The organism is Pseudomonas psychrophila HA-4, assembly GCF_000282975.1.
GTDB lineage: Bacteria > Pseudomonadota > Gammaproteobacteria > Pseudomonadales > Pseudomonadaceae > Aquipseudomonas > Aquipseudomonas psychrophila_A.
Map to the genome: position 1 here is coordinate 1 of NZ_ALJC01000139.1, position 17,326 is coordinate 17,326.

General features: G+C 54.4%; 17 protein-coding genes and 1 tRNA gene. 8 read left to right on the plus strand and 10 right to left on the minus strand.

Translation table 11 applies throughout. The features are described from left to right. Positions 1-54 precede the first annotated feature (54 nt). The 5 genes from tnpB to B347_RS0123765 form a co-directional block, all read right to left on the minus strand. Complete coding sequence (tnpB, locus tag B347_RS0123745) at positions 55-252, minus strand: IS66 family insertion sequence element accessory protein TnpB (protein ID WP_019412190.1); 198 nt, start codon at positions 250-252, stop codon at positions 55-57. A 495-nt stretch (positions 253-747) separates the two neighbouring features. Beyond that, positions 748-1,974 (minus strand): hypothetical protein, encoded by a 1,227-nt coding sequence (locus B347_RS0123750; RefSeq protein ID WP_157786903.1) that lies wholly within the window; start codon positions 1,972-1,974, stop codon positions 748-750. An 876-nt stretch (positions 1,975-2,850) separates the two neighbouring features. After that, positions 2,851-3,153, minus strand: coding sequence for an alpha/beta fold hydrolase (locus tag B347_RS25350; protein WP_019412192.1), 303 nt, complete (start codon positions 3,151-3,153; stop codon positions 2,851-2,853). 391 nt (positions 3,154-3,544) lie between these two features. Continuing rightward, complete coding sequence (locus B347_RS0123760; protein ID WP_019412193.1) at positions 3,545-3,859, minus strand: hypothetical protein; 315 nt, start codon at positions 3,857-3,859, stop codon at positions 3,545-3,547. A gap of 534 nt (positions 3,860-4,393) precedes the next feature. Beyond that, positions 4,394-4,467, minus strand: a tRNA-Cys gene (locus tag B347_RS0123765). 550 nt (positions 4,468-5,017) lie between these two features. Between B347_RS0123765 and B347_RS0123770 the strand changes: the two genes are divergently transcribed. Next, positions 5,018-5,449, plus strand: a complete 432-nt coding sequence (locus tag B347_RS0123770; RefSeq protein WP_019412194.1) for a hypothetical protein — start codon at positions 5,018-5,020, stop codon at positions 5,447-5,449. Between the two features lie 164 nt (positions 5,450-5,613). Here B347_RS0123770 and B347_RS0123775 read toward each other — a convergent pair whose 3' ends face one another. Beyond that, on the minus strand, positions 5,614-6,207 hold the full coding sequence (locus B347_RS0123775) for a helix-turn-helix domain-containing protein (protein WP_019412195.1): 594 nt from the start codon (positions 6,205-6,207) through the stop codon (positions 5,614-5,616). Between the two features lie 15 nt (positions 6,208-6,222). Here B347_RS0123775 and B347_RS0123780 point away from each other — a divergent pair, with 15 nt between their 5' ends. The 7 genes from B347_RS0123780 to B347_RS0123810 all read left to right on the plus strand — a co-directional run bounded on the left by B347_RS0123780 (position 6,223) and on the right by B347_RS0123810 (position 13,587). Continuing rightward, positions 6,223-7,230 (plus strand): DMT family transporter, encoded by a 1,008-nt coding sequence (locus B347_RS0123780; RefSeq protein ID WP_081498346.1) that lies wholly within the window; start codon positions 6,223-6,225, stop codon positions 7,228-7,230. A 302-nt stretch (positions 7,231-7,532) separates the two neighbouring features. Then, complete coding sequence (locus B347_RS0123785) at positions 7,533-10,439, plus strand: monovalent cation/H+ antiporter subunit A (protein WP_019412197.1); 2,907 nt, start codon at positions 7,533-7,535, stop codon at positions 10,437-10,439. Next, positions 10,439-10,783, plus strand: a complete 345-nt coding sequence (locus B347_RS0123790) for a Na+/H+ antiporter subunit C (protein WP_019412198.1) — start codon at positions 10,439-10,441, stop codon at positions 10,781-10,783. The genes B347_RS0123785 and B347_RS0123790 overlap by 1 nt, the downstream gene beginning before the upstream one ends. Beyond that, a complete protein-coding gene (locus B347_RS0123795; protein ID WP_019412199.1) occupies positions 10,780-12,459 on the plus strand; it encodes a monovalent cation/H+ antiporter subunit D in 1,680 nt (559 codons plus the stop codon). The genes B347_RS0123790 and B347_RS0123795 overlap by 4 nt, the downstream gene beginning before the upstream one ends. Then, positions 12,456-12,944, plus strand: a complete 489-nt coding sequence (locus B347_RS0123800) for a Na+/H+ antiporter subunit E (protein ID WP_019412200.1) — start codon at positions 12,456-12,458, stop codon at positions 12,942-12,944. Before B347_RS0123795 ends, B347_RS0123800 begins: the two co-directional genes overlap by 4 nt. After that, the gene (locus B347_RS0123805; RefSeq protein WP_019412201.1) at positions 12,941-13,219 is read left to right on the plus strand and encodes a K+/H+ antiporter subunit F; all 279 of its coding nucleotides are present in this window, start codon (positions 12,941-12,943) and stop codon (positions 13,217-13,219) included. Before B347_RS0123800 ends, B347_RS0123805 begins: the two co-directional genes overlap by 4 nt. Further along, complete coding sequence (locus B347_RS0123810; RefSeq protein ID WP_019412202.1) at positions 13,216-13,587, plus strand: Na+/H+ antiporter subunit G; 372 nt, start codon at positions 13,216-13,218, stop codon at positions 13,585-13,587. Before B347_RS0123805 ends, B347_RS0123810 begins: the two co-directional genes overlap by 4 nt. Before the next feature lie 55 nt (positions 13,588-13,642). Here the strand turns inward: B347_RS0123810 and B347_RS0123815 are convergent, their stop codons facing one another. The 4 genes from B347_RS0123815 to tolQ form a co-directional block, all read right to left on the minus strand. Beyond that, complete coding sequence (locus tag B347_RS0123815; RefSeq protein WP_019412203.1) at positions 13,643-15,133, minus strand: DASS family sodium-coupled anion symporter; 1,491 nt, start codon at positions 15,131-15,133, stop codon at positions 13,643-13,645. Between the two features lie 139 nt (positions 15,134-15,272). After that, complete coding sequence (locus tag B347_RS0123820) at positions 15,273-16,061, minus strand: energy transducer TonB (RefSeq protein WP_019412204.1); 789 nt, start codon at positions 16,059-16,061, stop codon at positions 15,273-15,275. Then, a complete protein-coding gene (tolR, locus tag B347_RS0123825; protein ID WP_019412205.1) occupies positions 16,058-16,504 on the minus strand; it encodes a protein TolR in 447 nt (148 codons plus the stop codon). Before tolR ends, B347_RS0123820 begins: the two co-directional genes overlap by 4 nt. Before the next feature lie 12 nt (positions 16,505-16,516). After that, a complete protein-coding gene (tolQ, locus tag B347_RS0123830; protein ID WP_019412206.1) occupies positions 16,517-17,227 on the minus strand; it encodes a protein TolQ in 711 nt (236 codons plus the stop codon). Positions 17,228-17,326 lie beyond the last annotated feature (99 nt).

The window sequence follows — 17,326 nt, forward strand, 5'->3', positions numbered from 1 at the left end:
AATTCCACGATAGCCATAGATTCCCACCTTTAAAATGTGGGGTTCATGGATCGCTTACGTTCGTGACACACCCCAGTACAAAATCTTCACGCGGTTACGGGCTTTGTTGAGAAATACGAAAAGCACGGGATCGAATACCGCCACTTTGATGTCCAGCTCGACCAAGGTAGCAAGACCATCGATGGATTTTTGGAAGTCCACGGGCTTGGGGTAGAGATACACTTTTTCGACTTTGGCGTCGGGTCGAATCATGAGGTGCTGGCTCCGGAAAGGAATCGGGAGCACAGCATCAGATATCAAGTTTTAGCTTGGAATGTGGGGTTTGTGGAGCGCTTACTTTTGAGGAGGCAGCAACTTGTTGATAAGGGCAGCTTTAAGTTCGAATGAATAGTTAGACATTACAGCTCTCTTTAACATCCCTAACCCATCGTTTTGATAAATCAACTGAGACGTCAACTAGCCTGACACCGGGAGGGGGAGAGATGCGCCTGTAATACGGGAAAATAACCTTAAAAATGCGTTATTCAAAGGTGAAACGATGAATTAACAATAGGAAAAGTCAGCTTTCTGACGCAGCCAGCTTTTTCTGAGCCTCTACCAAAGAGGGCATCAAAAAAACTGACTACTTCAGACCTTCCAGTTGAGGCGTGGGCAATTTTATAATTACAAACCATACTGCTAAGTTAAAAATTGCTTTTTTGCATGCTCATGCAATCAAAAATATTTGTTAAAGACGCGCACAAATAATTAGACTTGCTGTCGAAATCTATTTTTTTCTGAATATGAAACTAAAAAAACCATTGGCAGCACATACATAATTGTCGATCCCGCTATCGGCTGGGAAATCAAAGCCGTGATCAACAACGGCGCACAAATCAGCATCTTTAGTAGTGCAGACCGATTTATTTTCCAGCGCCATCCTGACAACATTAATACCTGCAATAGAAATCCAAATATTCCTATTTGTCCTATAGCAGCAACAAGGGTGATCCCGGCATTAGCTTCTAACCCACTGAATAGCCCGCTACCCAACGGATAATCTCCGAGCGCATTCAAGCCGTTTGACATCGCCTCTGTACGATCAGTAACCGAAGTACCATGCGTGTCTTGCTTTGCCGCCAGACCAATGTATGGGGCATATAGAAAGGCAGGAAAAACCACAAGCGAAAGTGCAAAAACAAAGAAAAACTTGACAAAAACCCCCTTGATGCGCATTACAAATATCGCACCCACAGTCATTAGCAAAAGCAAAACACCAAGCGATGAAAAGGCTGCGAACGCACCAATTGCTGCACCCAGCATCACAAGCTTTGACCTTCGGGTATAGTATTCGTAAGCGATGCAAAAACAACACACTGCCTGATATATACCGGCCTCACGAAAAAAACCGTTAAATCGCATCAGTTCTACATCACCGGATGTGTATTTAGCGTACAACATGGAGAATGGAAAATATAAAGACCCAGTGCGCATGTTGTCATCAAGCATAACAGCTTCATACCCTGCTACTCTTATATGGGTAATGAAAAGCTTTTCAAATCCTATTAGTGAACCCAACACTATCGTTAAGCCGCAAGATGCACCAATCAGCGCTATGATGGTGCAAAGGAACCTAAAAAACCGCTTATTTTCTTCTACTTGTATTAATATCAATCCATAGCATAAAAACACTACTATTGACGACACGAACTCTTTAATCAAAAACTCTATATTTGAACGACCAGCTAATCCAACCGGAATCTCATACAACCAGAACAAGATGAATAACACTAAATACCTACCCATTTCTTCCTTACCGCCATGCGCAGTCTTGAAAGAAGCACGATTGAGCAGCAAAAAATGCAGTGCACACAACACAACTGCAACTACCAGCGAAATCCCCTGAAAACTTTGACCAAGCGCTCCAGGACGCATCAAAAATAAATTCAAGACAAGACAAGGTACTACGAACCTTACAAGATGCAATCTACGCATGCCATTCCCTTTAAAAGTGACGACCTGCCAAGCCTATTGGCAAGATGTATACTACCGATATATAGATAGCGATTGCAATCATACAATCCTAATGCCCCGAATTGCTAATACATTTAGCTAAAAAGCAACTATTTACTATGCAGCCAATTTCTTGGATTGGTGATCGGCATGTGTTGGCCAACTGCTCCCCTTGCTTTAACGTCCTCTGATCTCACTACCATTCCAGGATGATTGAGGATGAGTACGCTCGACAAAGCCTCGCCGAGCGGACGAGCGCATATACTACTTTTACTAGTGGAGGGATTAATTCGCAAAGCTACCAGCTACACCACCGACAGTATTTAAACGGCCAAAACACCATCTGGAGGCCGGAATTGAGAGACTAAAAAATCGACTTCCCAGCGTTCAGCAGGTGAGTCGCAAAGCTGCTCCGCTTATGTGAACAACATTGCAGTTTCGACTGAGCTTTTTCAAGGCTATTTTTATTTGTCAGCACTCCATTACGCGCTATTGACAACTCTAGTCCTTACTAATAACCGCAACCCTGTCGAGGATCTACCATGCATCAACCTATTTTTCAATACCAGGACATTCTTGAAGGGTTACGCAAGCGAGCGCGCTAGGCTACGATTGATTTTAACCAAAAGCCCGGCGTCATACCGCCGCCCTTAGCGCCGCCGATCGTTGTGAAACAGAGCGATAATAGCACGCTCTCCCTCATCAATAGCGCCACCGGCGTGGCCTAGCCCAGCGTTTCGGGCACAACAATGCTATCGGATGAGCCCTCGTGCTTGAGGCCAAGGCTAAGTATTTCGGTATCGAGCACTTCGGCCGAGAGCTGAGAATTCTGGCTTAAGATTTTGCGTATTAATGCCGTTACTTCGCTAGGTGCTCGTCAATGAACCGCGCCACAGCTACGGCATGGGTGCATCCGAGGTCATGCCCAGCCTCAGGAAATACTTCTAGCTGGGCGTTTGGTATCAATTGAGCCAGCAACTGGCCAACTCGTACAGGGCTGATCGGGTCCGCGCCGCCCCAGAGCAGAATCACCGGCATGCGCAGTTCGTGTAGGCGCGCAGAGAGGTCAGTGTGATCGTCCAGAAACCAGCGCAGCAGGTTCGGGTTGTGTGTTTCAAACTCCGTACGCCAATCCTCAGCACCCAAGTCTGAGAGGATCATGCGGCCCGAGGGCTTCTGCGACCGGATGCCAGAATTGGCTGTTACCGGAGGCACCGGAAAGGAAAAGGATTTTTTCAGGGGATATAGTCACTGCTCAGTCCTTGAGTCGGAGATAAAACAACGTTGCTGGGAAAATTTATCACTATCAGTGGAGTGATTCACACCTTAGCGCATGGGAATGCACGCGCCGGGGGCCAAAAACACACAACCCGTCGTGGCAAAGGCTAACCAAATAAAGATCCAGCCTAAGAGCAGATAACATCGACCTTCAACATATATTCAAAACAGCGCCAGGACCCACTCCCCTCCCAAATAACCACTACCCAATAATCGCAAATGAAAGAGCTCTGCCTGAGAGCACAAACCAGGCAGAGCAATTTGCGAACAAAAATTAATGAGTAATTACCATCTCATCAATATGATGCAGCAGCGTCCCCTCGTAAAAGATACTCACACCTGTGACATTTGACTCACCAGCAACCTTGTAGGTTACTGATTTATCCGTTAACACGTCCAAACCTATGTCCTGGGGAACCGTGAACTTAAGGTCCAACCTCAGGTCGTAAGATTTGTCCTGAACTGGACTAACTTCAAGACTTAGCAAAACCGCTGAATGAGGGACAGTTACAACACCCTCTACCTGAAAAAAGTAATCATGGGGCATACGGTTAATCTGAGCCTTCCAATTTTTAGTTTCAATGTTCACAATCAATAATCCTTTTGATAGTTAATTCGACGTTTATTTGATTACCACGCAACAAACATGCGTCATCACCCCAATCAAAGCAACTTAAAATCGGTATTTAAACGTAAGGATGTCTTTCCGAAAAACAATCTAACAACTAATCTAAATTTAAACTTTATTTCCACCTAAGCTGTTATCCCCTTACTCCCATTACATCCCCCTGCCCGGTAGCTTCACGGGCTGTGAGCTGGTCTATGCGTCGCTGGTGTTGCCTCGAACAACCAACGTGTCAAGAAATGATTAAGCCAACGATGAAGTCTGGGCACCCGTTTATAGCTGTTGATAGACACAACCACGTAGAGCAATGCTGATCACATTTCGCTAAATTTCATTCCTAGAAAACGGGGGCGCAAGTGTTCCAGCCAGTGATGTGCAATCGATGCAGCCCTCGAAATGAAATAGTTTCGGAACTCCAACCCCTAAAGTTTCGGAACTCCTAGCTTTTCTGGAAAAACAAAAAAGCCCCGTAGACGTTAATCTACGGGGCTTTGAATGTGGAGGCCGAAGCCGGAATCGAACCGGCGTGGGCGGATTTGCAATCCGCTGCATAACCATTTTGCTATTCGGCCATTGCGCTTGGCATCTCTTTCGAAACATCAAATGCAAAGAAAATTGCGATATTTTCGCTACAACCTTTTGATTCTTCAGTGATTCAGGTAGTTACCCCTGAGCTGATGGCGCGCATTATGTACTAGAAGAATGAAGCTGGCAACCCCCTGAATTCTAATAATTTTTAGTTAATGACTGGCAGCCGTGGCTCTCTTATCCGTCTCTATATGCTGCCTGCGCTTGAGGCAACCTTCTTGGTAGGTCGCCAAGAATCCGCTATGGCGATTTTTCAGGGAGTGCAGATGCTCAGTTTACGATCGCTGCGCAATCGGACGTCGCTTCGAGCCTCGAAAGCGGCTACAGGTTTCGCTACCGCCGTGTTGACCCTCTCCGTCTGCGACAGCTCCTACAGCCTATATCCATAAATACGGGGCCGCATCCAACGTCCTACTGGCAATAGGATTTGTGCCTGCGCGACAGAGAGACTTAGCTGACTTCAATCCCGGAGGTGCTCACGTACAGTCTCGCCGCCGTTAACGAACGGACTGACCTATCTCTTGGAGCTTTACGATGAAAAAAATATGGATGACTGCCGCTGTTGCCGCAGTAGTTTTGGCCACCAGCGGTTGCATGAGCCACAACGTTAGCCAACCAAACGCTCCTATCGCCGGTTCTGTAACTGCCGATTTGAAAGCGAACATTGAAGTTGGTGACGTAATTACTGGCCAATCATCCTCGGACATTCTGTTCGGCGTGTTGAAAATCAGTGGTGACAGCGAGTTTGCAGACGGCGTGTCTTACGGCGGCCCAACTCCGGCTTTCAGCCTGCCAGATCCAGTGTCAGCAACCAAAGCTGCTGCCGCATATAAAGCAGTCAAGAGTTCGGGGGCAGATTTGATCGTTGCGCCACGTTATGCGGTGTCGGTTGAAGACTATTTCATCTTCAAGAAGGTGAACGTGACGGTGACTGGCAACAAAGGCATGATCAAAACCATCCGCTAAGCCACGTGAAGCGCCAGATGTGCTATTTGGCTTATACCGCTCGGGCTGATTCCCCAGTCAGCACATACCCTGCTCAGGCAGTTTTGCCTAATAAACGACCTGAACAGCGAGCCCACCGCTGATAGCCGTCTGGTTAGGCGGGACCCATGTCCCGCCACTTGTACTCAAATCACCACGTTACGGATAAAGCGAACCACCTCATCTCCCTTGTTGTGGTACGAATGCGGCGTATTGCTGGCGTACATGTAGAACTCCCCTGCATTGAACTGTAACGACTTGTCGTCGAAGACCAGGGTCAAGCAGCCTGCAAACACATACAACTGTTCACTCCAGCCTTCCGCATCAGCTTGCGAGTGATACTCGTCGCCCGGCTCCAGCGTCCACTCCCATAACTCAACTTCTTTGCACGCGACCGCCTTGGCCAGCAATACAGCCTTGCTTCCCGCTGTAGTCCCCGCCCACGCCAATTCGTTGATGCGGCTAGGGTCAACAGAACCCGGCGCTTGGATCAAGTCACTGAACGCGACATCCAAAGCCTCCGCGACACGGTCAAGGGTACTCAAGCTGACATTTTTCTCGCCGGCTTCGATTGCAACCAGCATTCGTCTACTGACCCCCGACAAGTCGGACAAGGCACTTTGGCTGAGGTGCGCGAGCAGCCTCAGACGACGTACGTTCTGACTGACATGCTGCAAGACCGAAGCACGTTGCGATGCGCCGCGCTGTGACACGTCAGATTGAGAATTTTCATTGGGCACTATATTGCTCACTCCATGGGACTGCGCAGTATACTGCTCAGCTTTGGCGCATTGTGCGTCTCTCCTCTTGTGGCGTGCAAGGTTATGACGACATTGAAATCTTCCAAGTTCGGGTCTTTGAGGTCTCGTTTCAGCAAAGCGGAATGTGTGCTGGTCCTGATCACGATGGTCTGGGGCGTTACCTTTCTGTTAGTCCAGCATGCGCTTACGGCCAGCGGGCCAATGTTTTTTGTGGGGCTGCGCTTTGCCGCTGCCGCGATTATCGTGGCGTTGTTTTCGCTTCGAAGCTTGCGCGGCATTACTAGGTTCGAGCTCAAAGCCGGTTTTTTCATTGGCGTGGCCATCATGCTCGGTTATGGCCTGCAAACCATTGGCCTGCAAACCATACCCAGCAGCCAATCAGCCTTTATTACCGCCCTGTATGTGCCCTTCGTGCCGTTGTTGCAGTGGTTGATTATGGGGCGCAGACCAGGATTGATGCCGAGCATTGGTATCGTCATGGCGTTTACCGGTTTGATGCTGCTGTCTGGGCCTAATGGCGCATCGCTGGATTTTAGCGATGGTGAGATCGCGACCCTGATCAGTGCGATTGCCATAGCGGCAGAAATAATCCTGATTGGCGCCTATGCTGGCAAGGTCGATGTGCGACGCGTGACCGTGGTTCAACTGAGCACGGCGTCGATTTTGTCATTTTTGATGGTAGTGCCAACGGGTGAAGCCATTCCCGATTTTTCATGGCTGTTACTGGCCAGCGCGGTCGGGCTGGGGGCCGCCAGTGCCATGATTCAAGTTGCGATGAACTGGGCGCAAAAAAGTGTTTCTCCTACGCGTGCGACGCTCATTTATGCCGGCGAACCGGTATGGGCCGGGATCGCCGGGCGTCTTGCCGGCGAGCGTTTACCCGCAATTGCCTTGCTTGGCGCAGCATTGATTGTTGCAGCGGTGATCGTGAGTGAGTTAAAAACAAAGGGTAAAGCGTCCAGTGAGGCTGATGAGAAGCAAGGTAACCAAGCCTGCGACTGATGCCATAGCACAAATGCCTCGCAGAAACTGGCGAGGCACTAAGGTTGCTGTCTTGGGATCTGCGCTGTTCGACTCGGTCTGAATAGAGTCAGAAGTTCACAGCCTGAGACAGCTCCCACAGTGTGCGACGCTGGCTACAAAGACCGGTATTACCCATACGGGAGTGCTCATATAAAAGATGGCAATGGGCTGCTCTGTTAATGATTTGCACACATTTTGTAGGATTCATCTACAGATCCGCTGTTGGTGATCCACAAGTCGCCACGTATGATCGCTCACAAACTCCTGCAGATTAGAAGCCTATGTCCCTGATAGTTCTACTGCTTCTGCCCTTTGTCGGCAGCTGTCTGGCGGCTGTTTTGCCGCACAACGCACGTAACAGTGAATCACTGCTAGCCGGTCTGATTGCTCTGATCGGCACCGTTCAAGTTGCCATGCTCTATCCGCAAATCGCCCACGGCGGCGTGATTCGTGAAGAGTTTATGTGGCTGCCTAGTCTCGGCCTCAATTTCGTCCTGCGTATGGACGGGTTTGCTTGGCTGTTCTCGATTTTGGTACTGGGCATAGGCGCCTTGGTTTCTCTGTACGCCCGTTATTACATGTCACCCGAAGATCCGGTGCCGCGGTTTTTCTCTTTTTTCCTGGCCTTTATGGGCGCGATGCTGGGACTGGTGATCTCGGGCAACTTGATCCAGATTGTTTTTTTCTGGGAACTGACCAGCCTCTTCTCGTTCTTGCTGATCGGCTATTGGCACCACCGCTCTGATGCCCGACGCGGCGCCTATATGGCGCTGATGGTCACAGGAACGGGCGGCTTGTGCCTGCTGGCAGGAGTGATGCTGCTTGGCCATGTTGTCGGCAGCTACGATTTAGACGTCGTGCTCGCCGCAGGCGATCAAATCCGAGCTCACAGCCTGTACCCCATTTTGTTACCGCTGATTCTGATCGGCGCGCTCAGTAAAAGTGCACAGTTCCCGTTTCATTTCTGGCTGCCCCACGCCATGGCGGCGCCCACGCCCGTGTCTGCCTACCTGCACTCGGCGACCATGGTCAAGGCCGGGGTTTTCCTGATGGCGCGGCTCTGGCCTTCGCTGTCCGGCAGCGAAGAGTGGTTTTGGATTGTCAGCGGCGCTGGGGCCTGCACCTTGGTGCTGGGCGCGTACTGCGCGATGTTCCAAAACGATCTCAAAGGCCTGCTGGCCTATTCGACCATCAGCCATCTTGGGCTGATTACCCTGCTGCTGGGCCTTAACAGCCCGTTGGCGGCTGTGGCTGCGGTGTTCCACATCCTCAACCACGCCACCTTCAAGGCCTCGCTGTTCATGGCCGCCGGGATCATCGACCACGAAACCGGCACGCGGGATATTCGCAAGCTCAGCGGGCTGTTCAAGCTAATGCCGTACACCGCCACGCTGGCAATGGTGGCCAGTGCTTCGATGGCCGGTGTGCCGCTGCTTAACGGTTTCTTGTCCAAAGAGATGTTCTTTGCCGAAACCGTGTTCATCAACTCCACGGCTTGGGTTGAAATCGCCCTGCCCGTGATCGCGACCATTGCCGGTACATTCAGCGTGGCCTACGCGCTGCGCTTCACGGTCGATGTGTTCTTTGGCCCACCCGCCACCGACCTGCCGCACACCCCGCACGAGCCACCGCGCTGGATGCGTGCTCCGGTTGAACTGCTGGTGTTCACGTGCTTGATGGTCGGGATCTTCCCGGCCCACACGGTTGGCCCTCTGCTCGCCGCTGCCGCACAACCGGTGGTGGGGGGCGTACTGCCTGAATACAGTCTGGCCATCTGGCACGGCCTGAATGCGCCAATGATCATGAGCCTGATCGCCATGTCCGGCGGTATCGTGCTGTATGTGCTGCTGCGCAAGCAGCTCAAGCTCCATCGTTTCCCATTTCCGCCGCTGATTCAGTACTTCAACGGCAAGCGCTTCTTTGAGCGCAGCCTGGTGGTGATCATGCGTTCGGCGCGGCGCATTGAACGACGCATCAGCACACAACGCCTGCAAACCCAGCTATTTTTGCTGGTGCTGGCCGCCGTGATTGCCGGGCTGATCCCCATGCTCTATAGCGGCTTGAGCTGGGGCGACAGGCCGAACATTCCGGGCTCGATTGTGTTCGTGACCCTGTGGCTGCTGGCGATTGCCTGTGCACTGGGCGCGGCGTGGCAAGCCAAGTATCACCGTCTGGCTGCATTGACCATGGTCAGTGTCTGCGGGCTGATGACCTGCGTAACCTTTGTCTGGTTCTCGGCTCCCGATCTGGCCCTGACCCAATTGGTGGTTGAAGTCGTGACTACTGTCCTAATTCTGCTGGGCCTGCGTTGGCTGCCACGGCGGATCGAAGAAGTCTCACCACTGCCTGGCACCCTGACCAAAGCGCGGATTCGTCGTCTGCGCGACTTACTATTGTCGACCGCGGTCGGCGGCGGCATGGCGGTGTTGTCGTATGCCATGCTGACCCGGCAAACCCCCAACCACATTTCCTCGTTCTTCCTCAGCCGGGCCTTGCCAGAAGGCGGCGGCACCAATGTGGTGAATGTGATGCTGGTGGACTTCAGGGGCTTTGATACCTTGGGCGAAATCACCGTATTGGCCGCAGTGGCCCTGACGGTGTTTGCCTTGCTGCGCCGCTTCCGCCCCCCCAAAGAAAGCATGCAATTGCCTGCTCAGCAGCGCCTGCTGGCCAAAGACGTGGTCACCGACTTGGTCAACCCACGCAGCGCCAGTGATACCGCGCTGGGCTTTATGATGGTGCCTGCTGTGCTGGTGCGGCTGCTGCTGCCGATTGCCTTTATGGTCTCTATGTACCTGTTTATGCGCGGCCACAACCAGCCGGGCGGCGGCTTCGTTGCAGGTCTGGTGATGTCAGTGGCGTTCATTCTGCAATACATGGTGGCAGGCACGCAGTGGGTCGAGGCGCAAATGAGCCTGCGTCCGCTGCGTTGGATGGGCACCGGGTTGCTGTGTGCAACCTTAACCGGTCTGGGCTCGCTGCTATGGGGCTACCCATTCCTGACGACTCATACCGCCCACTTCAGTTTGCCGGTGCTGGGTGATATTCACGTGGCCAGTGCGCTGTTCTTCGACATTGGCGTGTTCGCCGTTGTGGTTGGCGCCACGCTGCTGATTCTCACAGCGCTGGCTCACCAATCCGTTCGGGCCCATCGTCCCGCCCTCCAATCCAAGACGGGAGCTGCCTGATGGAAGAAGTTATCGCTATCGCTATCGGGGTGCTCGCCGCCTCTGGTACCTGGCTGATCCTGCGCCCTCGGACCTTTCAAGTGGTGATGGGCCTGTGCTTACTGTCGTACGGGGTCAACCTGTTCATTTTCAGCATGGGCAGCCTGTTTATCGGTAAAGAGCCGGTGATAAAAGCGGGCGTGCCCCAAGACTTGCTTAATTACACTGACCCATTGCCGCAGGCATTGGTGTTGACCGCAATCGTCATCAGTTTTGCAATGACCGCGCTGTTCTTGGTGGTTTTGCTGGCCTCCCGAGGCCTGACCGGTACCGACCATGTGGATGGCCGGGAGCCTAAAGAATGAATCTGATGCCGCATCTGATTGTCGCGCCTATCCTGCTTCCGCTACTGACCGCTGCCTGCATGCTGTTGCTGGGTGAAAAACATCGTCCACTCAAAGCCCGGATCAACCTGGTATCGACCCTGATCGGCCTGATCATCTCGGTGTTATTGCTGATCTGGACGCAAAACCAAAGCAGCCCGGCCTCGATTGGCGTGTACTTGCCGAGCAACTGGCAAGTGCCGTTCGGTATTGTGCTGGTGGTTGATCGCCTGTCAGCGCTGATGTTGGTACTGACAGGGATTATTGCCTTCTGCGCGCTGCTATTCGCCATGGCCCGCTGGGACCGCGCCGGTGCCAGCTTTCATGCGCTGTTCCAGATCCAGTTAATGGGCTTGTACGGCGCCTTCCTGACCGCCGACCTGTTTAACCTATTCGTGTTCTTCGAGGTATTGCTGGCTGCGTCCTACGGGCTGATGCTGCACGGCTCGGGCAAGGCTCGGGTCTCGGCGGGCTTGCACTACATCTCGATCAACCTGCTGGCCTCGTCCCTGTTCCTGATTGGCGCGGCATTGATCTACGGCGTCACCGGCACCCTGAACATGGCCGACTTGGCCTTTAAAATTCCGCTGGTACCAGAAGCTGACCGAGGCCTGCTGCATGCCGGCGCGGCGATTCTGGCCATCGCTTTCCTGGCCAAAGCGGGTATGTGGCCGCTGAACTTCTGGCTGGTGCCCGCCTACTCCTCAGCCAGTGCCCCGGTGGCCGCGCTGTTCGCAATCATGACCAAAGTCGGGATCTACACCGTACTTCGGCTATGGACACTGCTGTTCTCGGGCCAGGCCGGGGCGTCCGCCTACTTTGCCGGTGACTGGCTGATCTACGGCGGCATGGCCACTATTGTCTGCGCCGCCATTGCCATCCTTGCCGCGCAGCGACTGGAACGCATGGCCAGCCTGAGCATTCTGGTGTCGGCTGGCATTCTGTTGTCAGCCGTGGGTTTCGCCCAACCCAACCTGACGGCTGCGGCGCTGTTCTATCTGGTCAGCTCCACCTTGGCGTTGAGTGCCTTGTTCCTGCTGGCAGAGTTGATTGAGCGTTCACGCTCATCCAGCGATGTGCTGATCGAGGAGGATGCCGAAACACTGCCGACGTTGATCGAGCCACCCCCACGTGGAACCAACCTGGACGACGAACAAAAAGTCGTGGTCGGACAGATCATTCCGTGGGCGATGGCATTTCTGGGGCTGAGTTTTATTGCCTGTGCCCTGCTGATTATCGGGATGCCGCCGTTGTCGGGGTTTATTGGCAAACTCAGCTTGCTCAATGCGCTGCTTAACCCAGCGGGGCTAGGCAATGACATCAACGCGCCCATCTCGACGGCCGCTTGGTGCCTGCTGGCACTGCTAATTCTCTCTGGGCTGGCATCTCTGATCGCGTTTTCGCGCATGGGTATCCAGCGCTTCTGGACACCGCTGGAGCGATCATCCCCCATCCTGCGACGCATTGAATGTGTGCCCATCGTGTTACTGCTCGGGCTTTGTGTGGTGTTAACCATCAAGGCTGAGCCGGTGTTGCGTTATACCCAAGCCGCGGCTGACACCCTCAATAATCCTGAGCGTTACGTGATGGCGGTGATGGGCGCACGACCGGTGCCAAGCCCTGAAGCCAAGGCTGCCATGCTGGAGGTTCAGCCATGAAGCGCCTATTCCCTGCTCCGTGGTTGTCCCTAGCGCTGTGGGTTCTGTGGCTGCTGCTCAATTTGTCGCTCAGCGCAGGCAACCTGTTGCTCGGCGCGGCATTGGGCTTTTTGGCCCCGATCATGTTTGCGCCACTGCGGCCCTTGCCGATTAAAATCAGCCGCCCTGGCGTGATCATCAAGCTGTTCTTTTTGGTTGGGCGTGACGTTATCGCCTCCAATATTGCCGTGGCCTGGGGCGTACTGAATGCTGGCAAACGCCCGCCACGTTCAAAGTTCATCAAAATACCGCTCGACCTGCGCGATGCCAACGGCCTAGCAGCTTTGTCGATGATCACCACCGTGGTGCCCGGCACCATCTGGTCTGAGCTGGCACTGGATCGCAGCGTGCTGCTGTTGCACGTCTTCGACCTGGATGACGAAGCGCAGTTTATCGAGCACTTCAAAACCGCTTACGAGCGCCCTTTGATGGAGATCTTTGAATGAGTGCCCTGCTCTCCGGTGCCATTTTGATCAGCCTGTTTTTCTTCAGCCTGGCAATGGTGCTCACCGTGATTCGGCTGTTCAAGGGCCCTTCCGCCCAAGACCGGGTTCTGGCACTGGACTACCTGTACATCGTGGCCATGCTGATCATGTTGGTACTGGGTATTCGCTATGCCAGTGATACCTACTTCGAAGCCGCCTTGCTGATCGCCCTGTTTGGCTTTGTCGGTTCGTTTGCGCTGGCTAAATTCCTGCTGCGTGGCGAGGTGATCGAATGAATTCCGTCAGCGAATTGTCGCTTTGGATTGAAATACCGGTGGCAGTACTACTGGTGCTCAGCAGCCTGTTTGCTTTTTTCGGTGCTGTGGGGCTGCTGCGACTCAAGAGTTTTTTTCAGCGCATGCACCCGCCAGCACTGGCTTCAACCCTGGGTGCCTGGTGCGTGGCGTTGGCTTCAATTTTGTACTTCTCAGCCCTTAAATCGACACCGATTTTGCACGCGTGGCTGATTCCGATTTTGCTCGCGATCACCGTGCCGGTGACGACCTTGCTGCTGGCCCGTACGTCGTTATTTCGTAAACGAATGGCGGGGGAAGATGTGCCGGCAGAAGTCAGCAGTGGTGGGCACAGTGAGGGCGGTTCTTAAATTTCTTCTTGCCTGAACCTCGTAGCAACTAGCTGCTACGAGGTACTAGGCGACTTTACATCCAGCCCAACCAGCTCCAATACGTCGCGCCAAACAGCAGCATCAGCAAATACCCCACCGCAGTGACGATCAGCCCGACCTTGGCGAATTGTTTGGCCGTGAAGGTTTGGGTGCCCAAGCACACCATGTTTTGCGGGGCGTTGATCGGCAAGATAAAGCCATAGCTCACCACAAACCCCAGCAGCATGGTCATGCCCAGCCGGTTGAATTCACCCGGCAAGGTTTGCAGCACGGCGATTAAAATCGGCAGTAACGCCGACGTCAGTGCGGTGGCGCTGGCAAAGCCCAAGTGGATCAAAATCAGAAACGCCCCCAGAATCGCGAAGATCCCCAGCGGCCCGACTTGGTCCAGCCCAGTGTTATGCACCACTTGCCCACCCAGCCATTGCCCGGCTTGGGTGGTGAGCAAGGCAGTTCCCAAACTGATCCCGACCCCAAACACAATGACCGTGCCCCACGGGATGCGCGACTGCACGTCTTTCCACGTCATGACCCCAAAACGCGGTAGCAGTAAAAATACCAGCCCGGCGTAGGTGGTCGACGTGGTGTCAAAGCTGTGCAATTTGCCTTCAGTGGCCCATGCCAGCAACAGCGCAAGGGACACGCCCATCAAACGTTTCTGCGGCCCGGTCATGGGACCCAATTCAGCCAGCGATTTTTCCACCGCTTCTTTGCCGCCCGGAATGCTGTCGCTTTCCGGCGGGAGCAGTTTGAGCACCACGAACAGCAGCACTGCCGACATGATGATGGCCCACGGCGCGCCTGCAATCAGCCAATCGAGCCAGTTCACCCGCTCGCCCAGCATCTTGTCCATAAAGCCAACGGTCAGCAGGTTTTGCGCGGCGGCGGTTTGAATCCCGACGTTCCAGATGCTGGTGCCCTGCGCCACCACAATCATGATCCCGGCGGCAATGTTGGAGCGTTTGTCGACGCCGAACGCCAGGATCACCCCCATCATGATCGGCACAACACAGGCGCTACGGGCGGTCGCGCTTGGCACCACCAAACTCAGCAAAATAGTGACAGCAATCGCCCCCAGCAGGATGCGCCGGGTGCTGGTGCCAATCCGAGACAGAGTGACCAACGCGATGCGCCGGTCCAGCCCGGTATGGGTCATAGCTGCCGCAATAAACAACGCCCCGGCCACCAGTGCCAGCGCGGCATTGGAGAACCCGGTCAGGGCCATGGTGATCCCGGCGTTAGTGCCGTAAAGCTTCGAAGGGTCTTGCAGGGTAGGCGCCATGCCAATCAAAAACGCCATCAATGACGTGATCATGATGGCGCTGGCTTCGTATGACACAGCCTCGGTGATCCACACCACCACCGCAAATGCCAGAATCGCCAGCATGCGGTGCCCAGCGACCGGCAAGTCGGCAGGCAATGGCATCATCAGCACACCCACCATCACCAGAACAGCGACGACTAGGCCTATGGGTAACTTTAATTTCTCCGCCGCAGGCGTCGGGGTAGTTGCAGGCGCGTTCACGGACTTCTCCTTATGCTTGAAATCGGATGCAGCATAGGTCAAGGACGGGGGTTTCGCGTTGATGCTTGTCAGATGTTATTGCCTTAGAAGCACCCTCACCGTTGCTCTCTCCCTCAGGGAAAGGTGAGGGTCGCTCTGCTTAGCGGATTTTGTAGTGAAAGGTATTACGCACCCCCGGCACTGTTACTGCCTGGCCATCGACCATGCGCGGTTGGTAGCGGAATGTCGCCGCCGCCACCAATGAAGGTCGGATAAACGCCGGGTGGCACTCGCCGACTACTTTGGGATTGTCGACCTTGCCCTGCGGGGTGACCGAGTATTCAACCGTACAGTCGCCTTCTATGCCTTTGTCCAACGCGCGTTGCGGGTAGTCAGGGGCTTCTTTGCTGATCGGCAAGTATTGGCGCACATCCGCCGCCGCAGCCGCCTGCTGGGCACGCCGGGCGTTATCCGCTGCCACGCGTGCTTGCTGCGCGGCCGCTTCGGCCTGCGCGTGCTGACGCTGCATCTCGGCCTGTTCCGCCTGTTGCCGGGCAACCTGTTGTTGCTCTTGCTTGAGTTGCTTCTGCTCCTCTACCCGCTTGCGCGCCAACGCGGCCTGTTCCAGCTTGCGTGCTTGTATTTGCGGGTCCGGTTTGACCACGTCAGGCTTTGCTTCAACCACCGGCGGCGCAACCACCACCGGCAGCGGTGCGGGTTCGGGCGGCGCAGCCACCGGCTCGGCGGGCATCATGACCAGCCGGGTTTTGAGGGTCGACGGCGCGGGAACGGCCACTTCATGCTCCATGCTCCAACCCAGCACCAAAAAGGCAATCACCGCGCTGTGCAGGGCAACCGTGACTGCCACCGCCTGGCTGTTGTGCCACAACGTGGTCCATGGCACAGACCGCGCGGCCATCTGTGGCGCGTGCATCACCGCGGTACTCATTGTGGGGCCTCTGTCACCAACCCCAGGTTGGTCACGCCACCTTGCTGCAAAGCAGCCATGGCCTTGACCACGCTGCCATACCCGGCCTCGCTGTCGGCGCGAATGAAAACCTGAGTGTCACCGTTTTGTGCAGTCACCTGGCCGATCTTGGCTTGCAGTTCTTCAAGGCTGACGGCGCTGTCGGTCTGGTTTTTGGTGTCCAGTTCGCTGCCCACGTTCCAGTAGTACCCGCCCTCGGCCTTGACCGACAGGGTGAGGATTTTCTGCTGGGTGTCATTGGCCAACGCTTCACTGGCGACTTTGGGCAACTCGATCTTCACGCCTTGCGTCAGCATCGGCGCGGTCACCATAAAGATCACCAGCAGTACCAGCATCACGTCGATGTAAGGCACTACGTTCATTTCGGCCTTGGGCCCGTGTTTGCGTTGTGGTCGAGCGAGCATGTTCAAACTCCCTTAAGCAGCCGCAGCCATGTTCCGCGAACCCGCGTGCAAACCACGGTACAGGCGCATTTGGACTTCGTTGCCGAGGCTGTAATAGCGGGTCAGCAAGGTTTGGCCGCGGGCCGAGAAGCGGTTATAGGCAATGACTGCCGGAATCGCGGCAAACAAGCCGATGGCCGTGGCAATCAGGGCTTCAGCAATGCCGGGGGCAACGGTCGAAAGCGTGGCCTGCTGCACCTGCGACAAGCCGATAAAGGAGTTCATGATCCCCCAGACGGTGCCAAACAGGCCGATGTATGGGCTCACCGAACCCACGGTGGCGAGAAATTGCAGGCCTTTTTCCAGGCGCACTTCCTGTTCGCTGATGGCCACATACAGTGAGCGTTCGATGCCTTGCATCACGCCATCGGCGTCAATGCTCGGCTGCTGTTTGAGTTGCGCGTATTCGCTGTAGGCGGCGACAAATACCTGTTCGGCACCCGCGTCTTCGCGGGTCGAATCACGGGTCTCGCGGTACAGCGCGTTCAAATCACCCTGCGCCCGAAAACGCTGGGTGAAGCTGTCGATGTCATGTTCACTGCGGCGCAGGATGGCACTGCGGCGAATAATCAAAAACCAGCTCAGCAACGAGGCGGCGAGCAAAATCAGCATCACGCCTTGTACCAGCAGGCTGGCTTCGCTGATCAGACCCCAGAGGGTCATGTGTTCCATAGTTGCTTGCATGGTGTAACTCCTGTTGGATTGCTCGTGGGAGCGGCCGCAGGCTGCGATCTTTTAAACACTCGCAGCGTTGCGCAGCGCCTACGTTTAGTGATTAGAGAC